This is a genomic window from Mesorhizobium sp. SARCC-RB16n (assembly GCF_008520305.1).
Classification (GTDB): domain Bacteria; phylum Pseudomonadota; class Alphaproteobacteria; order Rhizobiales; family Rhizobiaceae; genus Mesorhizobium.
Map to the genome: position 1 here is coordinate 18,754 of NZ_ML703310.1, position 13,872 is coordinate 32,625.

A 13,872-nucleotide genomic window follows, 5' to 3' on the forward strand; every position below is an offset into this window, starting at 1 on the left:
GCTTACAGCAGGTCGGGCGAATCCTATTCGCCGCGACATGCTGTAAAGCAGTCGATCAGGCCTTGTTGGTGATCCACATGGTTGGAGCGCCCACCACGCCGGCACTCGCCATCGCCTCTTTCAATTTTGGGTTTTTGATGAAGGCCTGTGCTTCGGCGACACTGGCGAAATCATGCGTTACGGTAACGTCGTTGGGGTTGTCCGCCGCCTGATAGACGGTCTCTGCCTTCACGCCGTTGGCCTTTTGAACCGGGGCGAACCCGTCATAGACTTTGCGCCAGGCCTTGTAGTCGGACACGGTATGTCTCACGAACAGCGTCGTCATCGTACATTCCTCCCAGACCGTTGTTTATTGGCGCCCAAGAGATCGGCGATGGGCCGTTCAGTCTATCGCCCCAATCATGTCCTTGGCAAACCGACGAACGAATGGGTAGTGGGTCAGTTTGAATTATGAAGCCGCGTGGCCGGCTATCCCACAGACAGTCAGTCATGGAACGCACATCTGGCTTTCGGCGTCCCAATTGCCCCTGCCAGGGTCATCCCAGCATCGAACGTTCAACATGCTGAAGGCGAAGCCGAACAAAATAGCAAGGACGGCGCCAGAGACGCTGCCCCATGTAAGCGCGCGGATGTACCGCTGTCTTTTGCTCATAGCCGTTTCCTCTCAGGTCATGCTCGCGATAAAAGTTTCATCTAGTTTACAAGCGAAGACCGCTTTTTATATGGGCCGCGCACCATCGGCTTCTCGGCTTCCTTGGCTTCGATCAGCGCGACGATGTCAGCTATCTCCCAAAGCTTGTCAGTGACGCCAGCGGCCATGGCCGGGGTAGCGCGCAGCGTCTTATGGATGCGGACGAAGTTGTAGTACATGAAGTGCAGAGCGACCGCGTTGGCGTGGGCTTCTACCTTCTTTGAGAAGCCATTGGTCAGGCGGGTGAAGCGGCGCATATGCATCCGCATGGTGAGGTTCTGACGCTCCGCAAATGACGTGCTGACGTGCTTGGGATCGGGATTGCCTTCGATGGTCTCTTTCCGTGCGCCAGTGCATTCGGCGGGGCCGTACCGGCCCTTGGCGCTGTCAGGCGACGTGCCGTAAACCTTGACCAGCGTGGCGTAATCAACGTCCCCACCGAACGCGCCTTCGACCGTTTCAAGATAGGCCCGCTGGCCGTCGCTGGTCAGTTGGACGCGATTGACGAGACGGCGCGAAAGATCGTCAATGAACGCCATGGCGTATTCGCTGTCGCGCCCGCCGACCAGCCACGACATGACAAGCTTGGTGTCGGCATCGATGGCTGTCCATGTCCAAGTGTCGCCAGCGCCTTCCGGGGAAGCCTTGGCCATCGCGACGTTCTTTTGCTTGGCATAGGTGAATGACCAAATTTCATCGACCTGAATGCGGCGGCTGGTCAGGTTGCGAAGGGCGCGGTCTTGATACTCGGCACAGATCGCGCCAGCGTCGGAAAGGAGCTTGGCAACGGTGTTTTTGCTCATTCCCATGACGCGCGTGATTGCGCGGATCGACCGGCCTTCACAGAGCATGTGAAGGATTTGCGCGCGGGTTTTGGTGTCGAGCTTGTTCATACATTTGAAATAGACCCTTTATGCTTGAGTGTAAATCACTAAGGTGCCTTGTTGATCAAGTTTGGCGCCTACTTGATCAACTAAGGCGCCTAGTATATCAACTAAGCCTCTTCGACATGGAGGCCCAGAGATGGCCAAGGCACCCAAGATCACGCTAACCGATGAAGATTGGTCGGCCAAATCCTATGAAGCGTCGTTGCTTTTCAGCCCGTCCGCACCAATCAACGAGACAGACCTGTTCGCTGGACGCGGATCGCAGATTCGTAAAATCCTGGAGGCCGTCACCGAGCGCGGAAAGCATGTTGTGCTCTTTGGGGAAAGAGGCGTCGGTAAAACCTCGCTGGCAGGGGTTTTCTCCGGACTTTTCCCATCCACTTTGAAACACATAAAGCTGGTGCGCGAACAGGTTGATCCGAGCGATACTTTCACGACAATTTGGAGGAAGGTTTTTCGAGATATTCATGTTGCAGCGGCGCGTGCGGGCGAAGAGCAACTTATCCCTCTTTCGGAATTCTTCCCCGGCGAGATTTTCCCTGATGATGTCCGGCGCGAATTCGATGCGATCTGGAGCATCGCCGATATGCCCATCATCGTTATCGACGAATTCGACAAAGCGGCCGACAAGAAGATCCACGAACTCATGGCAAATACGATCAAGTCGCTTTCGGACTACTCGATCAATGTGACGGTTGTTCTCGTTGGCGTCGCCGATGATATCAACGAGCTGGTCGGGGAACACGAATCCGTCACCCGCTGCATCGAGCAGGTTCCGATGCCTCGAATGAATCAAGCGGAGATGCGAGAAATCATCGACAAGCGCGTCCCCAAACTTGGCATGACCATGCACAAGGACGCCTACTTCAAGGTCATTGAACTCTCGCGTGGCCTACCGTCCTATGTGCACTTGCTGGGCCTGTATTCTGTTCAGGCAGCAATCGAGCGCAAATCGCTAGAGGTATCGACAGAGGATGTTGATTCAGCCATCGAACGCGCCTTGGATCGTTCGCAGGAATCCATTCAAGAAAACTACGCCACGGCCATTCATAGCAACCGGGGCGACAGTCTCTACCGCCATGTCATTCTGGCGTGCGCACTTGCCAAGACTGATGAACGTGGGCAGTTCACCCCGCAATCAATTTGCGGGCCGCTTTCCGAAATTCTTAAGAAGCCGGTTCGCATCGATACGTTTCAGCAGCACTTGAAGAAATTCATTACGGAAGAGCGGGGCAAAATTCTTGTCCGGAAGGGGCAGGAGCGCGCTTACAAGTTTCGCTTCCGCGATCCCATGATGCAGCCTTACGTCATCATGCGCGGAATCGAAGACCACCTCGTTGCAGAGAGCGCTATTGATGCTCTTTCTTTTCCTGAGCAGCCGGAGCTTGATTTTTCCAGCGGGTTTGGGCGGCCTTCCTAGCTATGTCTTGGCGACGCTCGGGGCTGAGAATTTCCGCCCGAGATTTGCCGCCTATCTTGCCGCCCTCGCTGGACTTCAAAGCTAAGCGAGATGGCTGCTTTTTGTCAGGCTGCTCGCCAGTCGCCAGATCGACAATCGACTTCGCCAACTGGTTCGGATCGCGCGGGCGCTTTGGATGCTTGTCTGTCATGACAGTGCGTCCGGATGCATTGATTTGATGCCGGAAAACGTTCGCGGCTTTAGCGAGCATCCATCATGGCCTTCGATGTGCTCGAAATGAGCGCGCATCCCATTGTTGCTTTCGCGATGAGCGCGGACAGCGCCATGGCATTCGGGGCAACGCTTCCGGCGACCAGGGTTTAATTCAAGCGCCTGATAAACTTCAATCGGCGCCCAAACCCCGCGCCCCGATTCCATTTCGCAAAAGTCTTTTTCCATCGCCGGAATATGGCATTCAACGCAGGCCTTTCAAAGACGGAATTTCAAACTGACCCACTACCAACGAATGAGAGCCGCACAGGTCTCCTGACAGAAAGCTGGCAGGAGACCTGGGCTATGGATCGGTCGGAAGCCCGGTCGCGGCTTCGATATCAAGGAGCCAATGCGATGAATTTCGTCTCTGTCCGCATCATCACGTCAGATGTCCAGCGCCTCGTGCGCTTCTACGGGGAGATCACCGGCATGCCGGCGACGGTATATACCGAAGACTTCGCCGAACTGGCGACGCCGGCCTGCACGCTGGCGATCGGCAGCACGCGCACCTTGATGCTGTTCGGCGCCGACATCGCCCGCCCCGCCGACAACCATACGGCCATCCTCGAATTCCGCGTCGGCGACGTCGATGCCGAATTCGCCCGGCTGTCGAACCTCATCAAGAACACGACCGTGCAGCAGCCGACCACCATGCCCTGGGGCAACCGCTCGCTGCTGTTCCGCGACCCCGACGGCAATCTGGTGAATTTCTTCCAGCCGGTCACCGCCGAGGCGATCCGGAAGTTCGACAAGTAGAAGGCGGGCGCGCGGTTCGAGTTGGTTGACGTCCAGCATAGGGAATTAGCCAAAGCCACTCAACACATCGTCATCAACTCTGAGGAATGGGAGCGTCTCTAAGCCTTGCGTTTAGGGTAATGACGATCTTTCGCATGACGGCAGCGATGGCGACCATTGGCTTTTTGCCGTTGGTGATCAGGCGTTTGTAGAAGGCTGCGAACTCGCCCTTGCCGGCGGCGGCACGCAGAGCGGGCATGAACAGCGCGCTCCTGACGTCCGGGCGCCCGCCGCGGATTTTGCGGTAGCCCTTTTTGAGACCACTGTCATTTGGATGAGGCGCGACGCCGGCAAGCGCGGCGGCCTTTCGGCGTGTCATGGAGCCGAGCTCGGGCAGGATGGCCAGCAGCTTGGCCGTCACGATCGGGCCAAGGCTGTCCATGGCGGTGCAGATGGCCGCTCGATGCTTGAGGGCGCTGCTGTTGGCGATCAACTCGCGCAAGGCTGCGTCGATAGCCTGAATCTGACGCTCGACGACTTTGATCACAGCCTGGAAGGAAGCCGCGAGCCGCCGCCAGGTGCTCTGGCGCGGTTCTTCTCGGCGACCTTCATGGCGATGAGTTCCTGGCGGCGACGCACCAGGGCACGCAAGCGGGTCTCGTCGGGGTCTGGAGCCTGCCAAAGGGCCAGCTTATCCCAGCGTTCGCGGCCGTAAGTCCAAAGCATCGCCGCATCGATGGCATCGCTCTTGCCGTGAGTGCCGTAGGAGCGGATGAAGCTCTTGACCTTGAGCGTGTCGGCGCGATGGCAGGCGATGTCGGCGCACAGGCATTCTTCCAGCAGCAGGCCTTCATGGCCGCCGGTCGGTTCGCAGACCACGAGATCTATATGCTTGTAGCTCTTGAGGAAGGCACGGATGGCGCGTCGCCGGTTGTCGATGACGCGAGTGGTGGTGCCGTCTGAGGCGGTGATGGTGTCCTTGGCGATGTCGAGGCCGAGGCATAATTGCGGTTGTTGGTGCAAGAAAGCCATGCTGGTGGTATCCTTGTCGGGCTTCGGATTGTTTGCGGGCGTGGCGCAAGCCAGCGGCCAATCAACTCTCCAAGCGATGGCGGACAAGACGGCAGGGACCATGATGACGTCGGGTGTTACCCGATCCTAGGGACGGTCGCCTGCCGCCGGGACTGCTGGCTGTGATGGGCCTGCAGTCCCGGCCGCCAAACTACCCGATCCTTCTCAAACAATCCTAGGGCGAAGCAAGGAGCGCAGCTCCGTCGGTGACGGGGGGCCTCCGCGCTGAACAGGCGCCGTGCACTCCTATTTCAGGTTCCACCTGCGCACGACCGGCTCGCCGGGATCGTGCTCGTAGCCGAGAACGCTGATGCTGGCCGTGTCGAGCACGAACAGCGCGCCGCCTTCCGGTGGCAGGCCGAGCCAGCGGGCGGCGAGCACGCGCAGGAAATGCGCGCTGGAAAAGATCAGTATGTCGGCATTGGCCTTGCGCAGGCGATCGATGATCCTGTCGGCACGGGCGCCGACATCGGCCGCCGTCTCGCCTTGCGGGCAACCATCGCGAAACACGTTCCAGCCCGGCCGCTCGGCCAGGATTTCTTTCGTGGTGCGCCCTTCATAGGCGCCGTAGTCCCACTCCTGCAGATCGTCCATCCTGACGCTCTGCGCCCCAAAGCCGGCGAGCACGCTGGTGTTGTAGGCGCGCTGCGAAGGGCTCGACCAGACGGCCGAGAACGACACGCCCTTGAGCCGCTCCGCCACGCCGCGCGCGGCCGCCTCTCCGGCCGGCGTCAGCGGCATGTCGGTGCGCCCGGTATGCTGCCCCGAAAGGCTCCACGCCGTCTCGCCATGCCGGACCAGATGGATCTGCGGAAACACGTTGCTCATGGGGTGCCTTTCGATGTCGGCGGCACCTTAGAGGACGATGCCGCAAAGGGGAATCCGGGCTGGCGAAATGTGTGCCAGCCTCTTCACGATAGGTTGGCGCTGCCCCTCATCTGGCTGCCGCCATCTTCTCCCCGTATAGTGACGGGGAGAAGGACGCATTCGTCGATGATTTCGCGAATCTCCAACGTTGCGGAAAAAGCGCTGTGGCCGCAACCGCCCTTTCTCCCCGTCACTATACGGGGAGAAATGCCCGGCAGGGCAATGAGGGGCGGCGCCGACCAACAATTGACCGCCCGAGGCGCCAAGCTCTGGATATCAAATCCATCTCTGGCCCTGGTCCCCGCCGCATTGGCTCAATGAATGAGCGCGGGGGCATAACTATCTCTAATCCATAGTCATCACCGGAACATGTGCGCCCGCGGACGATCCTCGCACGACAGGCAACATCATCATGTACAAACATCTGCTCATCGCCACCGACGGCTCGGAACTGGCCGACAAGGGCGTTGCCCATGGCCTCACGCTGGCCAAGGGCATCGGCGCCGCCGTCACCTTCATCACCGTTTCGGAACAATTCCCGATCTTCGCCTGGGGCGGCGCCATGGCCGGCTATGCCGCCGGCGATGAACTGGTCGCCTACCAGGAGGAAGCGCGCCGCTATGGCAAGGAAGTGCTCGACAAATGCAAGGCATCGGCCGACGCCGCCAGCGTGTCCGCAAAGCTGGTCCATGTCGAGGACAAAAGGCCGGCCGAGGCGATCCTGGAACTGTCCAAGGCGCAAGGCTGCGACCTGATCGTCATGGCCTCCCACGGCCGCCGCGGGCTGGGCAAGCTGCTTCTGGGCAGCCAGACGGCGGAAGTGCTGTCCTACACCGAGATTCCTGTGCTCGTGGTGCGATAGCGGCTGCAACTCGATATTTCAAAAATGGCGCCGTCGGTCAGGGCTGCTTCGCGGGTTCGTTCGCCAGGGCATATTCAACCCGTGGCGAATGGCCGAAGAATTGCTTGTAGGCGCGGCTGAAGGCGGCCTCGGATTCGTAACCGATACGCAAGCCGATTTCGCCGACGCGTGCGTCTCGCCTGGCCAAAAGGTCCCGGGCCAATCCCAGGCGCCATTCATTCTGGTAGCGCAGCGGTGAGCGCCCGACGAGGGCCGCGAAGCGCTCGCAGAAGCTGGAACGGGACATGCCGGCCTTGCCGGCCAGTTCATTGATACTCCACCGCTGCAGCGGCCTTTCGTGGATGGCCTTCAGGGACCGCGCGATGCGTGCGTCGGAAAGCCCGCCGAGCCAGCCCGTGGCGTGTCCTTCATGGACCCAGCTGCGCAAGGTGCGGATGACCATGAGGTCGATGATGCGGGAAATCATCAAGGCCGCGCCGGGTTGGGCGTCGCTGGTTTCGATCATCAGGAAGGGCAGCATTCCATCGATCCATCCTGCCCCCTGGGCATGCCGGATGTGAATGCACTGCGGCAAGGCAAAGATCATCCCCCGAAGGCTGTCCGGATCGAACCAGAAGCGGCAGGCGACGATCGCCACGTGCGGATGCGACGCCACCAGCCGCAACCCACCGGGACCGCGAGGCAGGAGCACGAGGTCGCCCGCGTCGATGACGACAGGGGCCTGATCCTCGCTCTCCATGTGCAGCGCGCCGGCTGTCACCACGACGATATGGGCTTGCCTCTCATCGAGATCGAGTTGTTCCGCCTTTGCCAGTGTGCGCGAAAAAACCTGGTCGCCGGTAAGCCTGATCTGCGCCAGCACATGCGACAGGAGATCGCCGGTGACGCCGGTATGGGATGCTCCATCCGGAAGAATGGTCAAATTTTCAGGCGATTCCATCATGGATGCGGTCAGCCGGTTCCCCTACATTCCTTACGATCATAGCGCATTTCGTGCTGATTATGCGCTGTTTTTGCCTTGGATCAAAGCCATACCCACAAGCGAAGGCCGCGGGCATGAGCTGTTCCAATCATCCAACCTGAGGACATGATCCCAAGTCGATCAAGCGGGTCAACTCGCCTCCCTCGGGCCATTCCAACCGACAAGACAGGAAGTTCCAATGAGCACTCAAACAATCCAGGCGCCCGACGCCGCATCGCAATGGCTGAAGTCATATTATTTCCTGCGGGCCGGCTTTTCGGTCGCCTGGGTAGCGGCCGCCTTTACCCTTGGCAAAAGCGCGCCGCCGGTCGCGGCGGTCCTCCTGGTCGCCTACCCCGCATGGGATGCGATCGCCAATATTCTGGACGCGCAGCGCAGCGGCGGCCTGAAGGCCAATCCCAGCCAGGCGCTCAACGCGGCGGTCAGCACGATCACGGCCATCGCCGTCCTCATCGCCCTTGGACAGGGCCCGCACACGGTGCTGGCTGTATTCGGGGCATGGGCCATTCTCTCCGGCCTGTTCCAGCTTGCGACCGGCGTACGCCGTTGGCGGGCGGGCGCACAATGGGCAATGGTGCTGAGCGGTGCGCAGTCAGCGCTTGCCGGCGGTTTCTTCATCAAACAGGCAATCGGCGCCGCGACGCCCGGCATCACCGACATCGCCCCCTATGCCGCGTTCGGCGCCTTCTATTTTCTCGTCTCGGCCGTATGGCTGAGCGTCATGCAGGCACGCAAGCCCACGGCTTGATTCTCTCGAGCACCTGGGCCAAGCCAAGCCGACTTCTGTTGACGACAGCGGCTGGTTGATCGGGCTTTGCCCCCACCCTCATGGCGCCTTGCCCATCGCCCGCATGGCAACAAGCACCGCGGTGTATTCGGTGAAATCGCGCGGGCAGTCTCGCAGCGCGAGCCGGTAGAGGCGCAGGGCCTCGTCGTCGCGATGCTGCAGCCGCTGGAACTCCGCGACGAAGACACGCGCCTCGCACAGATGCTCGTTTTTCGTCGTGCCGTCGGGGTCGTCGGCGGCGGCCAGCGTGGCTTCGGGTGTCTGCCGCCCAAGGAACATGCGAACCACCGGCGCCGGCCATTTCGTCACATCGAGCGTGACGTTGCCCAAATTGCTCGGCAGCCTGTTGTGTCGCCGCGCAATATCGATCCACAAGGCATGATAGGCGTTATACTCACCGCCGGGATCGATCGCGTCTGCCTGTTCGAAGTCTGCCAGCGCCTTCTCGGGCGATCCCGAATAGAAGCTCAGCAGCCCCCGGTCGCCGTAGGTGCCGGCATTCCCGGGATCGAGGCGTATGGCTTGATCGTAATCGGCGAGGGCCTGGTCGTACTGAGCCTTGTACACCCGCGCGAGAGCGCGGCACGCAAAGGCCGATGCGTCCTTCGGACCGAGGCTGACGGCCTGGTCGCAATCCGACAGGGCGCGGTCATAGTCGGCCTTGTACATCCAGACACGGCCCCTGCCGCCATAGGCATCGGCATATTTGGGTTCGAGGCTGATCGACTGGTCGTAATCGGCGATGGCCCGGTCGTATTGGCCCTTGCGGCCCCACACCCAGCCCCGGCCCCTGTAGGCAACCGCGTATTTCGGGTCGAGGCGGATCGCCTGGTCATAGTCGGCGATCGCGCTGTCGTACTGGGCCTTCCGGCTGAACACCCAGCCGCGGTTCCTGAACGCAACGGCCATGTCGGGCTCAATCATGAGGGCGACGTTGTAGTCCGAAATGGCGCGGATATATTCACTCTTCGACGCCCAGGCCCGGCCCCGGGCATTATAGATCCACGCATCTCCAGGTGTGATGATGATTGCCTGGTCGTAGTCCGCGATAGCACGATCGAGGTCATGCTTGTCAGACCAGGCGAGCCCCCTGTTGTAGTAGGCCCCGGCATAGTTCGGGTCGAGGCTGATCGCCTCGTTGAAATCCACTATGGCCCGGTCGGTGTCGTTCTTCAGCGACCACGTCCAGCCACGATTATTGTAGGCCATCGCATCCCTTGGATCGGCGACGATGGCTTGCGTGTAATCGGCGACGGCACGATCGTAGTCTTTCTTGCCACGCCAGATATCGCCACGGTTGCGGAAAGTCTCGGCATCCCTGGGATCGAGCCTGATCGCCTCGTCGTAGTCCGATATGGCGCGGTCGGCGTCGCCGCGTTTCTTCCAGGCATTGGCGCGCCAGCGATAGGCCTGGACATGATTGGGATTGAGGCTGATCGCCTGGCTGTAGTCCGCTGTGGCGCGTTCCGGATTGCCCTTGGAGGCCCAGGCCAGCCCGAGGTTGTAATATTGGTCCGCATTCTCGGGATCGAGAAAAATGGCCTGGCTGTAGCTGGTGACGGCCTTGTCATACTCGCCCGTGCGCAGATACGCATTGCCGCGCACGTTGTAGACAACGCTGTTTCCCGGATCGAGGCTGATCGCCTTGTCGAAATCGGCGATGGCTTTGACATAGTCGTGCTTTACGTCGTTCCAGATCATGCCCCGGTTGCCATAGGCGATGGCGAGTTGCGGGTTGAACTCTATCGCCTTGTCATAGTCGGCCAGGGCGCGGTCGTAATCCCGCTTGTAGCCCCAGATCAGCCCACGGTTGTTGAAGGCGTCGGCGTCTTTCGCATCGAGCTTGATCGCCTCACCGTAATCGGCGATGGCAAAATCATAGGCACCCATATCCGACAATGCGTTGGCGCGGTTTAAAAAGGCTAGCGCCCGGTCGCTGGAAGCCGTCGCCTTATCCTCGATGACGACCTTGCAGGCAGCGATCCGCCTGGCGGTGTCATGCTTTTCATTGCCGCAATCCTCGAGCCCTCCAGCCATGGCCGGAACGCCGAGCGCAAGCAGGATGGCAGCACAGACCGGAACCCGCTGTGCCCTTGCAGTCAATCGCCGAAATCTGTGAAGCATCATGTCCGCGGATTCTGGATCACGTCTGTCGGTTGTTGGCCTTCCGCCGACTTGATCAGGCAAATTCTTGATCGCCGCAAGTCACCATGGAAAAGAAAATCCGGGCAGCCGGTTTCCGCTTCCGCCTGCCTTCACACCACTGCCAGCACCTTGCCCGTGTCGTGCTGGCGCACGAAATCGACGCGTCCGCCGTCCCAGTGGTAGCTGTAGTGACGGCCCTGGACCGGGACACCGATGACATCGGGCCAGAAGATGCCGATGCACTCTCCATCCGCCATGCGCACGCTGTTCCACACCAACCCGTCGCTGCCGGCGGCCCGCAACGCCCGCCCTTGCGCCTGCGACGCCGTGTAATCGTCCGGGTCGAGCACGCCGGGCACGGCGTTGACGTCGTCGAGTTCGCGGTCGACGCTGCCGATCAGCACGCGGAAATCGGCCGTCCAGCCGGGCGCCTCGTTGGTGGCGCGCATGAAGTTCTGATGATGGTGGATGGTCTCGGCCAGCGCCACGTCCTCGCTGTCGCCGGCATAGTAGATGCCGTAGCTGCCGTCCGAGAAGCGGCCGGGCCGCAAGGTCGAGCAATGCACGAAAGGCGCCATGACGAAGCTGGCGCCAGGACCGGAAACACGCCTTGCGGCCGGCACCTTGCCGAGATCGCCGAGCTCGAGCCGGATGCGCGGGTTTGTCTTCTCCTCGACGGCCGCCAGCGCCTCCCAGTCGCGCGGGTCGGCAATGTCCTCGAACAGGTCGATCGGCGGATGGATGGAGCGGATGATGCGATAGGTCTGGGGCCAGTGGACGCAGCGCCGGACCGCAAGCCCACTCACCATGCACCACGCTCCGCGTCGAGCCATTCGCGCATCGCCGCGAGATCGGAGATGTCGCCGCGCAGCATCAGGTCGAGCGCAGACTGCCCGCCGAAGGCGGTATTGGGCTTGCGGATCCAGGCATAGCCGCGCGCCGGTTCGGTGAAGAGGTAGCGCAGCCCTTTGTGGATGCCCATCAGATGCGCCATGCGGGTGCGCAGGTCGCGGTCGATCCGGCCGACGCCGCCTTCCTTCCACCGTGCCCAGGTGCGCGCCGAGATGCCGCCAAGCAAGACACACGCCTCGAAGTCGCTGAGATTCCACGCCTTGAACAGATTGACCGTGGTGCGCGCCAAGGCGCCCGCCTCTTCATCCGAAATGGCGCTGCCGACCGTGGCCGGTGTCGTGACGATGGACTGAAGCTGCATGTTTAGACCTCGCTAATGGCAGATATATAGCATGTATCTGCCAATTGGCAAGGAATGACCCATCAGGACTTGGGTTCCTCGCCCCCATGAAATGGGGGAGAGGTGGCTCGGCAAAGCCGAGACGGAGCGGGGGCAGCGCCGACTTGGCATCAACTTAGCGCGAGCCCGCCAACGTCGCAGCCCCCTCTCCGACCGCTTCGCGGCCACCTCTCCCCCGCTTTGCGGGGGCGAGGAAATCAAGCGCAGTGCCTACTCCGCTGCCTCGTACCCCGCGATGCCCTTGATCTCGAGGAAGTCCTCCAAACCATATTCGGCATACTCCCGGCCGTTGCCCGACTGCTTGTAGCCACCGAAGGGCAGGCCGGCGTCCCATTGGGGATAGTTGATGTAGACATTGCCCGAGCGCATGCGCGCCGCGACGTCGCGAGCCTTCTGTAGGTCCTTGGCCTGGATGTAGGAGGCAAGGCCGTAGACGGTGTCGTTGGCCTGCTCGACCGCCTGTTCGACCGTGTCGTAGGGCAGGATCGCCAGCACCGGCCCGAAGACCTCTTCGCGCGCGATGCGCATGTCGTGCGTGACGTCGGCGAAAACGGTCGGCCTGACATAATAGCCGCGGTTGAGCTCGGCAGGGCGGCCGGGGCCGCCGGCGACCAGGGTCGCACCCTCGTCGATGCCGCTCTGGATCAGCTCCTGGATCTTGTCGAACTGGACCTGGCTGACCACAGGGCCAAGCTTGGTGTTGGCGCCATCGGCCGGGCCGACCGTGAACTTTTCAGCCGCGACCTTTGCATAGCCGGCGGCCTCGTCGTGACGGTCACGCGGCACGAACATGCGCGTCGGCGCGTTGCAGGACTGGCCGCTGTTGCTGAAGCAGCCGGCGACGCCCTTGCTGACGGCGGTGGCGAGATCGACATCCGGGAACAGGATGTTGGCCGACTTGCCGCCAAGCTCCTGGTGCACGCGCTTGACCGTGTCGGCGGCGGCCTTGGCCACCAGGATGCCGGCCCGCGTCGAACCGGTGAAGGACATCATGTCGATGTCGGGGTGGCTGGACAGCGCCTGGCCGACGCCAGGGCCGTCGCCGTTGACGAGGTTGAACACGCCCTTCGGCACGCCGGCCTCGTCGATGATCTCGGCGAAGATGATGGCGTCGAGAGGCGCGATTTCGGACGGCTTCAGCACCATGGTGCAGCCGGCGGCGAGTGCCGGACCCACCTTGCAGGTGATCTGGTTCAGCGGCCAGTTCCACGGCGTGATCAGGCCGACGACGCCGATCGGCTCCTTGACCACGAGATGGTTGCCCTTGACGTGGCGGAACTGGAAGTTCTTCAGCGTGTCGGCCATCTTGGTCAGATGCGCGAGGCCAACGCCGACCTGGCTGTCGAGCGCCATCTGGCTCGGCGCACCCATTTCGCGCGATACGGCCAGCGCTAGGTCAGCGCTGCGCTTCTTGTAAACCTCGATGACGCGGTTGAGGATGTCGAGGCGCTCCTCGACCGAGGTGAAGCCGAACGTGTTGAAGGCACGCTTGGCGGCAGCCACCGCCTTGTCGACATCGGCCCTGGAGCCGAGCGAAATCTGCGCGAAGGCATCTTCATTCGACGGATCGATGACGTCGAGCGTGTTGGGCACAACAGGATCGACCCATGCGCCATCGATATAGAACTGCAGATTGTGTGACATGGTTTCTCCTTGGGGGCCGCATGGCCGGTCCGGCGTGATATCTGGCTAGAAATAACGATGCGCGAACGGCGCTGTCAAACGCAACCCCCGAAGTGGTTGAGCCAGCGCGCCAGTGGTTGAGCCAGCGCGCACAACATGCTGTCGTCGTGCTGGGCGGAACCGTAGCGCTTAATGCGAAGCGCTAGAGAGCCATCGTCGAGTTCCTTCGCGCCCCCCTCTGTCCTGCCGGACATCTCCCCCACTTGGGGCCTGTTGCGCAATGTTGCGGGAGGCGTGT

The 13,872-nt window shown here is 61.4% G+C and carries 15 protein-coding genes and 1 pseudogene; 5 read left to right on the forward strand and 11 right to left on the reverse strand.

Going from position 1 to position 13,872, the window contains the following annotated elements:
- Positions 1 to 55 precede the first annotated feature (55 nt).
- Both C7I87_RS34185 and C7I87_RS34190 read right to left on the reverse strand, forming a co-directional pair.
- Positions 56 to 325 carry a cyclase gene (locus C7I87_RS34185; RefSeq protein ID WP_149908341.1) on the reverse strand — a complete coding sequence of 90 codons (270 nt, stop codon included), beginning with the start codon at positions 323 to 325 and terminating at the stop codon, positions 56 to 58.
- Positions 326 to 693: 368 nt separating this feature from the next.
- Positions 694 to 1,584, reverse strand: coding sequence for a helix-turn-helix domain-containing protein (locus C7I87_RS34190; RefSeq protein ID WP_149908342.1), 891 nt, complete (start codon positions 1,582 to 1,584; stop codon positions 694 to 696).
- A gap of 130 nt (positions 1,585 to 1,714) precedes the next feature.
- On the opposite strand from C7I87_RS34190, the gene C7I87_RS34195 reads away from it, so the two are divergent.
- Together C7I87_RS34195 and C7I87_RS34205 are read left to right on the forward strand one after the other, a co-directional pair.
- Positions 1,715 to 2,998, forward strand: coding sequence for an nSTAND1 domain-containing NTPase (locus tag C7I87_RS34195; RefSeq protein ID WP_149908343.1), 1,284 nt, complete (start codon positions 1,715 to 1,717; stop codon positions 2,996 to 2,998).
- A 606-nt stretch (positions 2,999 to 3,604) separates the two neighbouring features.
- Entirely contained in the window at positions 3,605 to 4,006 is a 402-nt protein-coding gene (locus C7I87_RS34205) for a VOC family protein (RefSeq protein WP_149908344.1), read from the forward strand.
- A gap of 73 nt (positions 4,007 to 4,079) precedes the next feature.
- On the opposite strand, the gene C7I87_RS36315 is transcribed toward C7I87_RS34205, so the two are convergent.
- From C7I87_RS36315 to C7I87_RS34215, 3 genes are all read right to left on the reverse strand, one after another.
- On the reverse strand, positions 4,080 to 4,532 hold the full coding sequence (locus C7I87_RS36315; RefSeq protein ID WP_246696531.1) for a transposase: 453 nt from the start codon (positions 4,530 to 4,532) through the stop codon (positions 4,080 to 4,082).
- Positions 4,529 to 5,017, reverse strand: coding sequence for an IS110 family transposase (locus C7I87_RS36320; RefSeq protein ID WP_246696532.1), 489 nt, complete (start codon positions 5,015 to 5,017; stop codon positions 4,529 to 4,531). The genes C7I87_RS36315 and C7I87_RS36320 overlap by 4 nt, the downstream gene beginning before the upstream one ends.
- A gap of 285 nt (positions 5,018 to 5,302) precedes the next feature.
- Positions 5,303 to 5,884: a histidine phosphatase family protein gene (locus C7I87_RS34215; RefSeq protein ID WP_149908345.1), complete on the reverse strand. Its 582-nt coding sequence runs from the start codon at positions 5,882 to 5,884 to the stop codon at positions 5,303 to 5,305.
- Positions 5,885 to 6,335: 451 nt separating this feature from the next.
- Between C7I87_RS34215 and C7I87_RS34220 the strand changes: the two genes are divergently transcribed.
- Positions 6,336 to 6,785, forward strand: a complete 450-nt coding sequence (locus tag C7I87_RS34220) for a universal stress protein (RefSeq protein ID WP_149908346.1) — start codon at positions 6,336 to 6,338, stop codon at positions 6,783 to 6,785.
- Positions 6,786 to 6,822: 37 nt separating this feature from the next.
- Here C7I87_RS34220 and C7I87_RS34225 read toward each other — a convergent pair whose 3' ends face one another.
- Positions 6,823 to 7,728 (reverse strand): AraC family transcriptional regulator, encoded by a 906-nt coding sequence (locus C7I87_RS34225; protein WP_149908347.1) that lies wholly within the window; start codon positions 7,726 to 7,728, stop codon positions 6,823 to 6,825.
- Here C7I87_RS34225 and C7I87_RS35520 point away from each other — a divergent pair.
- Together C7I87_RS35520 and C7I87_RS34230 are read left to right on the forward strand one after the other, a co-directional pair.
- Positions 7,727 to 7,876 carry a hypothetical protein gene (locus tag C7I87_RS35520; RefSeq protein ID WP_188394113.1) on the forward strand — a complete coding sequence of 50 codons (150 nt, stop codon included), beginning with the start codon at positions 7,727 to 7,729 and terminating at the stop codon, positions 7,874 to 7,876. The two genes, C7I87_RS34225 and C7I87_RS35520, sit on opposite strands and share 2 nt — an antisense overlap.
- Positions 7,877 to 7,945: 69 nt before the next feature.
- Positions 7,946 to 8,515 (forward strand): DUF308 domain-containing protein, encoded by a 570-nt coding sequence (locus C7I87_RS34230; protein ID WP_149908348.1) that lies wholly within the window; start codon positions 7,946 to 7,948, stop codon positions 8,513 to 8,515.
- Positions 8,516 to 8,593: 78 nt separating this feature from the next.
- Here the strand turns inward: C7I87_RS34230 and C7I87_RS34235 are convergent, their stop codons facing one another.
- The 5 genes and pseudogenes from C7I87_RS34235 to C7I87_RS35685 all read right to left on the reverse strand — a co-directional run.
- On the reverse strand, positions 8,594 to 10,681 hold the full coding sequence (locus tag C7I87_RS34235; RefSeq protein WP_149908349.1) for a tetratricopeptide repeat protein: 2,088 nt from the start codon (positions 10,679 to 10,681) through the stop codon (positions 8,594 to 8,596).
- A 128-nt stretch (positions 10,682 to 10,809) separates the two neighbouring features.
- Positions 10,810 to 11,508, reverse strand: a complete 699-nt coding sequence (locus C7I87_RS34240; RefSeq protein WP_149908350.1) for an RES family NAD+ phosphorylase — start codon at positions 11,506 to 11,508, stop codon at positions 10,810 to 10,812.
- Positions 11,502 to 11,912 (reverse strand): MbcA/ParS/Xre antitoxin family protein, encoded by a 411-nt coding sequence (locus tag C7I87_RS34245; RefSeq protein WP_149908351.1) that lies wholly within the window; start codon positions 11,910 to 11,912, stop codon positions 11,502 to 11,504. Before C7I87_RS34245 ends, C7I87_RS34240 begins: the two co-directional genes overlap by 7 nt.
- A 249-nt stretch (positions 11,913 to 12,161) precedes the next feature.
- Positions 12,162 to 13,595 (reverse strand): aldehyde dehydrogenase family protein, encoded by a 1,434-nt coding sequence (locus C7I87_RS34250; RefSeq protein ID WP_149908352.1) that lies wholly within the window; start codon positions 13,593 to 13,595, stop codon positions 12,162 to 12,164.
- A 74-nt stretch (positions 13,596 to 13,669) separates the two neighbouring features.
- Positions 13,670 to 13,872 (reverse strand): annotated as a pseudogene (locus C7I87_RS35685) (hypothetical protein); the annotation flags it as partial.